General features: G+C 69.9%; 8 protein-coding genes and 1 tRNA gene. 5 read left to right on the top strand and 4 right to left on the bottom strand.

Translation table 11 applies throughout. From position 1 onward, the window contains the following. Nucleotides 1-65 precede the first annotated feature (65 nt). From BJY22_RS34750 to BJY22_RS34740, 3 genes are all read right to left on the bottom strand, one after another. On the bottom strand, nt 66-710 hold the full coding sequence (locus BJY22_RS34750) for an AAA family ATPase (protein WP_337759729.1): 645 nt from the start codon (nt 708-710) through the stop codon (nt 66-68). A 139-nt stretch (nt 711-849) separates the two neighbouring features. Then, a complete protein-coding gene (locus BJY22_RS34745; protein WP_167215601.1) occupies nt 850-1,338 on the bottom strand; it encodes a DUF1269 domain-containing protein in 489 nt (162 codons plus the stop codon). A gap of 128 nt (nt 1,339-1,466) precedes the next feature. Further along, a complete protein-coding gene (locus BJY22_RS34740) occupies nt 1,467-3,077 on the bottom strand; it encodes an ABC-F family ATP-binding cassette domain-containing protein (RefSeq protein ID WP_167215598.1) in 1,611 nt (536 codons plus the stop codon). A gap of 370 nt (nt 3,078-3,447) precedes the next feature. On the opposite strand from BJY22_RS34740, the gene BJY22_RS41250 reads away from it, so the two are divergent. Both BJY22_RS41250 and BJY22_RS34730 read left to right on the top strand, forming a co-directional pair. Continuing rightward, the gene (locus BJY22_RS41250; RefSeq protein ID WP_202891394.1) at nt 3,448-3,705 is read left to right on the top strand and encodes a hypothetical protein; all 258 of its coding nucleotides are present in this window, start codon (nt 3,448-3,450) and stop codon (nt 3,703-3,705) included. Continuing rightward, nucleotides 3,702-3,980 (top strand): hypothetical protein, encoded by a 279-nt coding sequence (locus BJY22_RS34730; protein WP_167215595.1) that lies wholly within the window; start codon nt 3,702-3,704, stop codon nt 3,978-3,980. Before BJY22_RS41250 ends, BJY22_RS34730 begins: the two co-directional genes overlap by 4 nt. A gap of 47 nt (nt 3,981-4,027) precedes the next feature. On the opposite strand, the gene BJY22_RS34725 is transcribed toward BJY22_RS34730, so the two are convergent. After that, nucleotides 4,028-4,101, bottom strand: a tRNA-Arg gene (locus BJY22_RS34725). Between the two features lie 162 nt (nt 4,102-4,263). Between BJY22_RS34725 and BJY22_RS34720 the strand changes: the two genes are divergently transcribed. From BJY22_RS34720 to BJY22_RS34710, 3 genes are all read left to right on the top strand, one after another. Next, nucleotides 4,264-5,973, top strand: coding sequence for a PrsW family intramembrane metalloprotease (locus tag BJY22_RS34720; RefSeq protein WP_167215592.1), 1,710 nt, complete (start codon nt 4,264-4,266; stop codon nt 5,971-5,973). Nucleotides 5,974-6,756: 783 nt separating this feature from the next. Continuing rightward, a complete protein-coding gene (locus BJY22_RS42095) occupies nt 6,757-10,407 on the top strand; it encodes an AAA family ATPase (RefSeq protein ID WP_238351663.1) in 3,651 nt (1,216 codons plus the stop codon). Further along, nucleotides 10,404-12,083 (top strand): GTPase, encoded by a 1,680-nt coding sequence (locus tag BJY22_RS34710; protein ID WP_337759728.1) that lies wholly within the window; start codon nt 10,404-10,406, stop codon nt 12,081-12,083. The genes BJY22_RS42095 and BJY22_RS34710 overlap by 4 nt, the downstream gene beginning before the upstream one ends. Nucleotides 12,084-12,356 lie beyond the last annotated feature (273 nt).

Genomic DNA, 12,356 nt, shown 5'->3' with positions numbered 1-12,356 from the left:
GCATCACGGGACCGAGTGGGCGGGGTCCCTCGAACGTCGGCCGGCAGGGGCAGGTAGCCGTCAGGTCACCGGCTGACACCAAGCCATGTTCCCGCTTGACGCTGGATGCAACCAGTCCTCGCGGGCGCGTCGCCGAACGCGACCTGCTCCACCCGGTCGGCTTCGGGCCGTGTCAACACGACGGCCGACAGCGCACCCGGCACCACCAGACCAGGGTCGCTCGCAGCCCTCGCGACCACTTCCGGCCACCGCCTGCAGTGCGTCTCCATGCTTCCCGACCGTACGACGCGTCCGCGGGCCCACTGCCCCGAGCGGGCCACGTCACCCGGTACGTCGAGCAGGATCAGGTGCAGCGGCAGACCTGCCTGGCGGGCTCGCCATCCGATCAGGCGGCGCGCCCACGGGCGGGTGGCGCAGTCGTGGATGACCATCGGGCCCTGGCCGCGGCGCATGGAGCTCAGCAGCGTCACGTAGTACACGAGGTGGACCAAGGGACGCCACAGGGCGTAGGGGAGTACGCCGAGGACGGGCATCCACCGGTCGCGGACGTGGGCGGAGTCGTAGACACGGACCGTGTCGGTCCCGGAGAACACCCGGCGCAGGAAGGTGGTCTTTCCGGCGCCGGGTATTCCGGCCAGCACGACAACCGCGTCGGCGGCGTACCGCAGCTCGCGTCCCCGTAGTACTCCTTCGATGATTCCTGTATGCACGGTGTCCGTCCTTCCTGCCATTAGTTGTAGGACGAACGGCGCCCACGGTTCGACCCGTGAGCGCACTGAGAAGACCCTAGGAAGTCCCTGAGAGAACAACGCGCCGCGGCCCTCGTGCGGCCGCGGCGCGTTCGTGTGATCAGTGGCTTCCGAAAGTCTCCAGCAGAACCGAGCGTTCGGCCTCTGTGAGGTTGGTGTCGACCAACTTGTTCCCCACGCCGTGGAAACGCTCGCCCAGGCGATCGAGGTCACCCTGGTCGGTGACGACGAACAGGGCCGAGGTCCCCTCCGTCACTTCGCTGTGGATCTTGTGCAGCTGTTCCTTCGTGATGCCGACGTCCTCCGTCGCCTTGCTGATCGCACCGATCGCCGCCCCGACGGCGCCGCCGATCAGCGGGACGAAGAACAGCGCGCCGAGCAGCAGACCCCAGAACGCGCCCCACCCGGTCCCTCGCCAGGTCTCCTCGTGACTCTGGTGCGTCGTCGGCTTCGACTGGCCCTTCGGCCAACTGACGACCGCGTGGTCGAGAATCTTCACCAGCCCGTCCGCGCTGGCCCCCTTCAGTATCCGGACGGCCTTGTCGGCGCCGTCCGCATCATCGAACTTCCACACACTGAACGTGGTCATGCCACCGCTCTCCCCTCGAAGGTCCGGCGCAGCACACGTGCCCCCAGGGCTACGCCCTGCTTCGAGCGTAGTCCGCTGTGGATCGCCCCTGAAGACCGCGCAGCAACCCTCTGACCTGCGAATTCCGGTCAGAGCCGCAGATCGCGCCGCTGCTGCATGCGGCCGTCGCCGTCGAGCTCTACGACGGTGTCGACACCAATCCGCTCGAGGAACGCGAAGTCGTGGCTGACGACGAGCAGTGCGCCACGGTACGCGTCCAGGGCCTCAGCGAGCTGCTCGACGCTGGCGATGTCCAGGTTGTTGGTGGGCTCGTCGAGCACCAGCAACTGCGCAGGCGGCTCCGACAACAGGAGCCGTGCCAGTGACACGCGGAACCGTTCGCCACCGGACAGCGTGTGAACCGGACGGTCGGGGCTGTCACCACGCAGGAGCAGTCTGGCCAGCTGGTTGCGGATGGTCCCTGATGGTGTGCCAGGAGCGACCTCCTGGATGTTCGCCATCGCACTCGCGTTGTCGTCGAGTCCGTCGAGCCGCTGGGGGAGGTAGCCAACCAGGTCGGTCAGCAGCCGCCCGTGCGGCCGGCCTGGTGTCGGCTCGGTGCCACGGATCAGGTGGTCGATCAGTGTCGACTTGCCGCTTCCGTTCGCACCGACAAGTGCCACGCGCTCTGGTCCTTGCAGCACGATCGTGCGGTCCTCGTCGTACAACTCGGCGATGCGCCGGCCACGTGGGACATCAGGGTCAGGGAGCGCAAGGTGGATGTGCTCCTCCTGACGCACCCGGGAGTCAGCCGCGTCGACCGCTGCCTGCGCTGCCTGCACCTTGTCATCGAGTGTTGAGCGCATCGCACCTGCCGACGCCTGTGCCTTGCTGGCGCGGTTGCCCGCGAGGATCTTCGGGATGCCGCCGTGCTGCTGGGTCTTCTTGGCAGTGCGCTCCCGGCGGGCCAGCTTCGTCTCCGCCTCGACACGCTGCCGTTTCTCGACCTTCAATGCCTGCTGGGCCGAGCGGGCGGCTTGTAGTGCGGCGGTCTGTTCTTGTTCCTGGTGTTCCTTCCACGCGCTGTACGGGCCGCCGTACGTCTCCAGCGTCCCGCCGTACAGCTCGGTGGTGCTGTCCATGTGCTCCAGGAGTTCCAGGTCGTGGCTGACCACGACGAGCGTCCCGGGCCACTGGTCGACGAACTGAGCCAGCTTGGCGCGGGTCGGCCGGTCGAGGTTGTTCGTGGGTTCGTCGAGCAAGGTGATCGGCGTACGGCGGACGCGCAGCCCGGTGATCGCGATGAGCATCGCCTCGCCGCCGGACACCTCCGCCACGCTGCGGTCGAGGTCCCCGGCGGAGAACCCGAGCTGGTCCAGCGCCTCGCCGGCGCGGGCCTCGATGTCCCAGTCGTCGCCGATCGTGTCGAAATGGCGCTCGTCGGCGTCACCGGACTCGATCGCCCGGATCGCGCCGACGATCGCGTCGATGCCGAGCAGTTCGGCGATCGTGGTGTCGCGGCGCAATGTCAGCGTCTGCGGCAGGTAGCCGACCTCGCCGGTCGTGTCGATATGGCCGGACGTCGGCCGCAGTACGCCGGCGATCAGCCGCAGCAGCGTCGACTTACCGGCGCCGTTGCGACCGATCAGGCCGGTGCGGCCCGCGTTGATGGTGCCGTTCACGCCGGCCAGCGCGACGGCGCCGTCGGGCCACTCGAAGGTCAGCTCGCGAAGAGTGATAGCGGACTTGGAAGAAGACATAGGTGTGTTTGCTTTCGTGGATCGAGGTCACGCGCGGCGAACGCACGGACCCAGGAGAAGGATCGGCGCGAAGCGAACATGCCGTGGCTCAGCCAGACCCCGTCAACGCCCGGAACGGGCGGACAAGAAGGAGGGGCGCAACTGAAAGCCACCGGCAGCCCGGTGGCTAGATTCTGTCGACCTCGATCTCCACGGCCGCAATTCTAGCTGACGCTCCGGTCCAGAGGGTTGCACGGGCTCGGAGGCGGTCGGAGACTGAAACAAAGGGCCCCTCCGCCCCAGGGCTACCGCTTTCGGTGAACCCGGCCGACCTCCGAGGTGCCTGATGACCGAACCCCCGCCTACCCCTGCTCCCTGTCCGATCCTGCACTTGGATCTGGGCCCCCTCGACCTGAACCTTCTGGGGCTGCACGTCCACCTGAACGAGGTGGTGCTCGACATCGAAGCCATCCCCGGCCCCGGCAACCTGCTGGGTAACCTGCTCTGCGCCATCGCCGGACTGCTGGACGGTGTCGATCTCGGCGGAGTGCTGGGCAACCTGCTGCAGAACCTGATCGACGCCCTGATCCGGCTGCTCGAAGGACTCGGTGCCGGCGGTGCGGCGCGCCCGGCCGCCCCACCCACGTGAACGGGCGGGTAGACGACTCCGCGCAGCGGATCGAGCGAGCGACCGCCGACCTCGAGGGCCTGCGGCAGCTACTGGTGCGGGCGGGTGAGGGAGAGATCGATGCCGCCGAGTTGCGCTCGTCGCTCGAGGCGTACTGGACCGCGCACCGGCCCGTCCTCGTCGCGTTGGCCGCCGGGTTGGGCGAGCAACTGCGGGTACAGACCCTGCAAGCGCTCTACCAATGGCGCGCCGAGCTGAACCGCTCGGTGCCGCGACGCCCTGATCCGCCCCGGTGACCCCTGCCGTGACGCCGTACCGGCTCCTGACCTGGGCATTTGCACAGCGCCCCCGGCAGGATTCGAACCTGCGACCCACAGATTAGAAGTCTGTCGCTCTATCCAGCTGAGCTACGGGGGCGTATGGCAGGGAAGAGTCTCTCAGATCGCCGGGCGGTCGCGCCTCTGGGTTCCCGATAGGCCTGCGTCCGGCGCGGGCGAAGTACAGGGTTGTCGTTCCATCCCGGTAACGCTGAGTGGGTGGTCCTGCCGCGCGATCTGCACCCCAACTAGGCTGCGGTGCATGAGTTACCCCTCACCAGGCCCGTCCGGCGCGCCGCAACCCGCGGCGGGGTCGGCGTACTCGCCCGGCGGACCGTACCCGCAGCCCAACGTGCTCGGGAACCACCCGGTTCCCGGCCAGCGACGCAACCGGGGCGTGCTGATCGGCATCGTGATCGCGGTCGTGTTCGCGATCGCGGGCCTGGTGATCTTCGGCATCGTAGCCAAGTCGACCGGCGCGGGCGGCTTCACCTGGGGCCTGGTGTTCGCGTTCGTCCCGGTGATCCCGGTGATCGCGCTGTACCTCTGGCTGGACCGGTACGAGCCGGAGCCGACGAAGTACATCGTGGTCGCGCTCTGCTGGGGCGCGTTCATCGCCACACTGGTCGCGATCTTCATCAACACCGAGGTGTCGCACCGGCTGGCCGAGACCGGCGTCGGCGGCGACCGGTCCGCGGTGTTCGTCGCGCCGCCGGTGGAAGAGTTCGCCAAGGGCTCGATCATCCTGCTGCTGGCGCTGATCCGGCGCAAGGAGTTCGACGGCATCATCGACGGCCTGGTGTACGCAGGGATGGTCGGCGTCGGCTTCGCCTTCACCGAGAACATCCTGTACTACGGCCGCGTCTTCAACACGCTCTCCGAGGAGGCCGGCAGCGACGCGGGTCTGCGGGGCGCCTTCGCGCTGTTCATCATCCGCGGCGTGATCTCGCCGTTCGCGCATCCACTCTTCACGTCGTTCATCGCGATCGGGATCGGGGTCGCGATCCGGCATCGCAGTACCGTCGTCCGCTATCTCGCACCGGTGGTCGGGTACCTGGCCGCCGTACTGGCGCACGCCGCGTGGAACGCGTCGGCGAGCTGGGCCGGCGGTGGCGGCTTCATCCTGGCGTACCTGTGCCTGATGGTCCCGCTGTTCATCTGCCTGGTGGTCTTCGCGCTGGTGATGCGGTCGCGGGAGGGGCAGATGATCGCGTCGCGGCTGTATGACTATGTGCGGTTCGGCTGGCTGGTGCCGCAGGACGTACCGCTGATCGCGACGCTGCGCGGGCGCAAGGCGCTGCGGCAGAACGCGCGGCGGTACGGCCCCCAGGCGGAGGCGGCCGCGAAGGCGTTCCAGCACAACGCGACCGAGCTGGCGTACCTGCGCGACAAGATCGTCCGCCAGGTGATCGGGCCGGAGGCACTGGAGACCGAGAAACGTCTTCTGGACGAGCTTCGGGAACGGCGGCCGAGTGTGCCGTTCCCGCCGATGCCGGCCTTCGCTCAGGCCGCGCCGTACGCAGGGGTGCCGATGGGACCTGGTGCGCCGATGGGTTCCGGGGCTCCGATGGGGCCCGGTTCGCCCGGCGTACCTGGTGCGGCCGGTGTGCCTGGTGCGCCGATGGGGCCGGGCGGGCCGCTCGGGCCGGGGGCTCCTGGAGCGCCTGTCGGGCCTGGTGTGCCGATGGGGGCTGCCGGCCAGGGCGGGCCGATGCCGGGCGGTCCAGGCACCGACGGTCCCGGGGCTGGTGGTCCGGGCGCTGGTGGTCCGGGCGCTGGTGGTCCAGGGGCTGGTGGTCCAGGGCCGGTGGGACCGGGCGGACCGGACGGATCAGTGCCGGGTGGAGCGGGCCAGACGCCGTACCCGCGTCCTCAGGACGGCTATCCGCCCGCCCAGTCCGGATACCCATCAGGACCCCCCGGTCAGCAAGGACCGCCGGGAGGATACGGTCCGTATCCACCACAGCAGTGACTGCCACCCGTCCACGCCGCCAAACGGGGATGACGATGACTTTGCTTCTGCGCTGTCCGACCGGGCACTCTGTGCTCGTGGGCGGACGCTGTGGCTGACATCAGGTCAGCAGCCGGCGAAGGTCCGGAACCGCGGGTTCCGGGCCAGGATCAGCCTGCCCAGGAGCTGGCGAACCTCATCGCCCAGTCCGCCCCCAAACCCCGAGGCTTCTGGCGCCGCCGCCGCAAACGCACCGAACAGCCGACCCCCGCTGACACGACTCCAGGCGGTACGACGCCTACCGGCACGACTCCAGGCGGTACGGCGCCTACCGGCACGACTCCAGGCGGTACGGCGACTGGCGGCGCGACCACAGGCGGTACGGCGACTGGCGGCGCGACCTCTGACGACCCGGCTGCCGCCGACACGTCACCCGCCGGCAAAACCCCCACGGCCGCACCCGAGCCCAGCACCCCCGCTGAGTCGACCGACCGAGCCGACGCAACAGAAACAACCGAGCCCGGCGACGTGCCCACCCCGGCCGTGAAAGCTGCCGAAGAGCCCTCGGACGGCTCCACCGAGGACACGTCGACAACGGACGCTTCCACAGACACCGCACCGATCCGCACCGACGGCACCCCCGAACCTGCCGCGTCGCCCGACGACACCGACAACCAGCCCTCACCCGCGACAGCCGCCGCAGACCCCTCTCAGTCTGCAGCAGACGGAGACCCCTCTGCCGCAGCGACGGACTCGTCTGCTCCGGACACGGACCGCTCTGCCGCAGCCACGGATCCGCCTGCCGTGGGCACCGATCCGTCGACTGCCGCTGACGCGATGACACCCGGCGCCTCAGTCGAGCAGTCGGCCGAGCAGTCGGCCGAGCCGTCGGCAGCCGCTCAGGCGTCGAACGAGTCGACCGGCACGCCAACCGCCGAGCGCCCCGCCGTACCCCCGAACTCCCCCGAGGACCGCCCCCGCCCAGCGGTAGGCGTCGTCTACGAACCCGACGAGTCCCCGGACGGCTTCCCCCTCGAGTACGGCAACATCATCATCGGTCTCCCCAAGACCTCCGAGAACGCAGACCCCACCTCGACCGGCAACGCCCCCGAGACGAGCGCCCCCGAGACGAGCGCCCCCGAGACGAGCGCCCCCGAGACGAGCGCCCCCGAGACGAGCGGTGCCGAGACGAGCGGTGCCGACGCACCCGCCGACAAGCCCGCACCCGTCACATCCGCCCCCGGCACGTCCCGCGAAGCGACCCCCGGCACATCTGCCGAGGCCGCGTCCGGCACGCCTGGGGCGACCGCGGCCGGTACGGCGGACGACACCGGAGATGCTGCTGCGGACGATGCCGTGCCCGGTGCAACCGAGGACGCAGCCCCTGACAAGGCGGACGAGACCGCGGCTGGTACGGCGGACGAGCTCGCGGCTGGTACGGCGGACGAGCTCGCGGCTGGTACGGCGGACGAGCTCGCGGCCGGTACGGACGACGAGTTCGCGGCTGGTGCGGATGAGGCCGGGGCGGAGGATGCTGCGTCCGGTGCAGGCGAGGATGCCGTGCACGGGACGGGCGGGGGCTCCGTACCTGACGAGGCCGACGACGTCGCGGGCGGTATGGCCGGCGGGAGCGTGAGCGGTACGGCAGGCGACGCCGGGGCTGGTGCGGCGGAGGATGCTGCCGACACGGTGGACACTGCCGCGCCGGGCACCGATGAGAGCGGGCCTGGTACAGCCGGTGAGGCTGCGTCCGGTACGGCTGACGAGGCCGCGTCCGGTACAACCCAAGAGGCCGCGTCCGGTGCGGACGGCGGCACTGGTGCTCGTGTAGTGGGTGACGCGGCGAGTGGTACGGCTGACGACGCCGCGGTTGGCGCTGCGGGTGAGGCTGGGGTTGGTACGTCGGGTGGTGTCGCGGCTGATGTGGTGGACGCGGACGCAGCTACGGCGGGTGTGGACTCGGTCGATGGCGGCGCTGACGAGGCGGAAGATGACGCCGCGGGTCACTCGGCGGATGCTCTCGACGGTGCCGCGGGTGCCGCGGGTGCCGCGGGTGCCGACGGGGACTCGAGTGCCGAGGGGGGCTCGGGTGCCGCGGGTGCCGACGGGGACTCGGTGGGCGGAGCAGTAGGTGCGCCTGCGGTGGCGGATGACGCATCTGGTGCCGGGGTTGGTGGTCCTGGTGAGGCGCCTGCGGATCGTGGTGGCTCCGGAGCTGGCGATGCTGTAGACGCGTCGGGCGATGGCTCGGCGGACGGCGTCGAGGGCTCCGGTGGCGCCGACGAGCTGTCCGAGGGCTCGGCCAGTGACGGTGAGGCCGAGGGACCGACCGGTGAGGCCGAGGGGCTGACCGGTGGTGCTGGCGGCGCGGGGGAGGGTGCTGCGGGTGATGGTGCCGTTGAGGGCGCGGCGGGTGGTGGGTCGGAGACGGCTGGGGCGGACGCGGATGGGGCTGCGGACGCGGCGGTGGACGGGTCTGCGGGCACGGCGGGCGATGACACGGCGGATGGCGGCGAGGGGCCCAGTGGTTCCGAGGGCTCGGCTGGTGGGGCTGAGGGAGAGTCCGAGGGGTCCGTGGATGATGCGGGTGCTTCGGCGGGCGGTGCTGGTGGGACGGCAGACGGCGGTGATGAGGGGGAGCTGACTGCGGAGGAGTTGGCGGAGAAGTTGGCGGCTGAGCAGGCTGCTATGGCTTTGATTACCGCCTTGATGAAGTTGCGGGGGGTGTTGGCGGGGAGTCAGTTGCCGCTGGAAGTGGTGGGGGCTGACGAGGCTCGGCAGCAGCAGAAGGCGATGCTGGATCAGCTGGACGACTACCTCCTGCCTCGGCTGGTGCAGCTGGAGGCGCCGGTGCTGGCGGTGGTTGGTGGGTCTACCGGCGCCGGGAAGTCGACGCTGGTGAACACGGTCATCGGGAAGGTCGTCAGTGAGCCGGGTGTGTTGCGGCCGACGACTCGGTCTCCCGTCTTGATTCATCACCCGGCCGACGCAGACTGGTTCGTCGGGGATCGGGTGTTGCCGGGGATGGCGCGGACGACGGCGGACGAGCCGGGTGGCATGGAGGATGCGGGGCAGTTGCGGCTGGTTGCGGCCGACAGCGTTCCGCGAGGGCTGGCCATCCTGGACGCACCGGACATCGACTCGGTCGTCGAAGCGAACCGCGATCTCGCCACCCAGTTGCTCGCGGCGGCTGACCTCTGGCTGTTCGTGACCACCGCGGCGCGGTACTCCGACGCGGTCCCGTGGGAGTTCCTGCAGAGCGCGTCGGACCGCAGTACTGCGGTGGCGGTCGTCCTCGACCGGGCTCCGAGCGAGACCATCGACGACATCACCGGCCACCTCGCGCAGATGCTCCTCGAACGCGGGCTCGGTGACTCCCCGCTGTTCTCGATCCAGGAAACGGTTGTCGACAGCAACGGGATGCTCCCGGAGCAGGCCGTTGCCTCGATCAAGGACTGGCTGGTCGACCTGGCCGCGGACGCGGAGGCGCGGGCGGCTGTGGTCCGCCGTACCCTGCAGGGCGCGGTCAGCGCGATGGTGAAGAAAACGCCGCCGTTCGCGGCCGCGGTGAAGGCGCAGGCGGAGACGGCTGTCGAACTGCGGTCCTCGGTCGAGACGGCGTACGACCAGGGTGTGAAGGACATCGCGAAGGCGTGCCAGGACGGGACGCTGCTGCGTGGCGAGGTGCTGGCCCGGTGGCAGGAGTTCGTCGGGACCGGCGAACTGCTGAAGGGTCTGCAGTCGAACGCGGGCCGGCTCCGCGACCGGTTGAAGAGCTCGCTCGGTAACAAGCCGGCGGAGACGCGCGACGTCAGCGACGCGATCCAGTCAGGCTTGGAGTCGCTGCTGCGTGAGCACGCGACGGCTGCTGCCGAACGTGCCGAGAAGGCGTGGCAGGCGACGGCTCCGGGTCGCCAGCTCCTGGCAACCGCGGAGTCCGGTACTAGCGAGTCCGGGAACGGTGCCGACGGCAACAGTGGTGGCGGCAACGGGGCTGGCGGCAACGGTGCGGGGCTCGGCGCGGTGTCGGAGCAGTTCCCGGCGAATGCGAGCCGGGTGGTCCGGGAGTGGCAGGCGTTCGTGCTCGACCTGGTTCGCAAGGAGGGTGCGGACAAGAAGTCGACGGCACGCATCCTGGAGTACGGCGTCAACGGGCTCGGCCTCTCGCTCATGGTGGTGGTGTTCGCCAGCGCGGCCGGGATCCCGAAGGGCGCCGAGGCCAGCGCGGGTGCGGGCAGTGCGGTCGTCGGGCAGCGGTTGCTGGAGGCAGTTTTCGGCGACAAGGCCGTTCAGGGCATGGTGGATAAGGCACGCGAGGATCTTGACGGTAAGGTTCATGCCCTGATGGATGCCGAATTCGCCCGCTATCTGGCTGTCCTTGACCAGCATCCGGTCGACGCCGAGACGGCCAGGCAACTGACGGAGGCCGCGCGCGCGGTGGAGGACTGCACGTGACGGAGACGATGGATCCGGTCGAGACCCCGGTACGGGCGGAGACCGATGTCCTGAAGAAGATCGACGCGCTCGAGGCGGCCGCGAAGGCCGGCGACGGACGGCTGGATCCAGTGGTGCTCACTGAGGCCGGCCAGATCGTCGACCGGGCCGGGCAGCGCCTGCGCATGTCGGGCGACCTGACGGTGGTGGCGCTCGCGGGCGCGACCGGTTCGGGGAAGTCGTCGTTGTTCAACGCGTTGACCGGGCTCGACCTGGCCGCGATCGGAACGCGCCGGCCGACCAGTTCGATGCCGCTCGCCTGCGTCTGGGGTGATGAGCCCGCCGGTGAGGTGCTGACCTGGCTGGGCATCCCGCGCCGGCACCAGGTGCAGCACCGCAGCTCGCTCGAAGATGCGCGGTCCGAGGACCTGGACGGCCTGGTCCTGCTGGACCTTCCCGACCATGACTCGACCGAGGTGGAACACCGCCTGATCGTCGACCGGCTCGTGGAGCTGGTCGACTTGCTCGTGTGGGTGGTGGATCCGCAGAAGTACGCCGATGCGGCGCTGCACAACCGGTACATCAAGCCGTTCGCCTCGCATTCCGGGGTGATGGTGTTCGCGCTGAACCACATCGACAAGCTGACGCCGGAGCAGCAGAAGAGCTGCCTCGAGGACCTGGACAAGCTGCTCAAGTCGGACGGTCTCAAGTCCCCGACGGTCGTCGCGACGTCGGCTGTCAGTGGTGATGGTCTGGAAGAGGTCCGCTCGCTGCTGGTCAAGCGGGTCAACAACAAGCGCGCCGCGCGAGAGCGGCTCGCGGCCGACGTGGATCGGGTCTCGGATCGCATGGCGAGCCAGTGCGGCGACGCCAAGACGCCGGCGATCGACGACGCCGATGTCACTGAGCTCGTGGACGCGTTGTCGGACGCGAGTGGTTTGTCTGTGGTGTCGGACGCCGTACGGCGCTCGTACCTGCAGCGGGCGCGGGCCGCGACGGGCTGGCCGTTGACGAAGTGGATCGGGCGGTTCCGGCCGGATCCGCTGCGGCGGTTGCACGGTGACCAGGTGTCGCGTGAGCAGGGCAAGGCGTTGCGGAAGTCGGCGTCGAGCGAGGTCGCGATCGCGCGGTCTTCGTTGCCTGCGGCAACTCCTGTGCAGCGGGCGCGGATGGATGCGGCGGTGCGCACGATCACGAACAAGGCCGCTGAGGGACTGTCGCGGCCGTGGGCGGACTCGGTGCGTACGGCGATCCGCAGGCGTGAGGAGTCGCTGGGGGACGAGCTCGACCAGGCGGTCGCGCGGACGGATCTCGGTGGGTCCAGTAATCCCGGGTGGTGGGGGTTTGCGCGGATCGTGCAGTGGTTGCTGTTCCTGGTGACGCTTGGTGGGGCGGCGTGGTTGGTCGCCTTGCTGGTGGCGCGGATCGCTGACCTGAACGATCCGCCGTTGCCGGAGTGGAACGGTATCCCGTACGCGTGGGTGATGTTGGTCGGTGGGGCTGTGCTTGGGGTGGCGCTCTCCGTTGTCTGCCGGGTGTTCGCTACGAACGGGGCGTTGCGGCGGTCCCGGCACGTGGCGCAGGCGCTGCGGGCGGAGCTGGAGAACGTCGCCGAGAGCCACGTGGTTGCGCCGGCCCGCGAGGAGCTCGCCGCCTACACCCGCTGCCGCGACAGCCTCGCCACCGCCCGGGGGTAGACCACCCGCAGCAAGCCCTCGGCCCGCGGGCCAGTGGCACGCGGGAAGCCAGGCTGCCAGCAGTCCGTCCGCCTGCAGTCCGTCTGCCGGCGAACCATTCCGCTGGCAGACCGGCCGCTGGCAGACCAGCCGCTGGCGGACCAGCCGCTGGCGGACCAGCCGCTGGCGGACCAGCCGCTGGCGGACCAGCCGCTGGCGGACCAGCCGCTGGTAGTCCGTCTTGCGGCAGGCCGTCTGTCACTCGACCGTTCGCCGGTAGATCGTCGGCCAAGA

It is taken from the genome of Kribbella shirazensis (genome assembly GCF_011761605.1).
Classification (GTDB): domain Bacteria; phylum Actinomycetota; class Actinomycetes; order Propionibacteriales; family Kribbellaceae; genus Kribbella; species Kribbella shirazensis.
The sequence above is the reverse complement of the archived record's forward strand: the minus strand, read 5'-3'. Positions and strand labels throughout refer to the sequence as shown.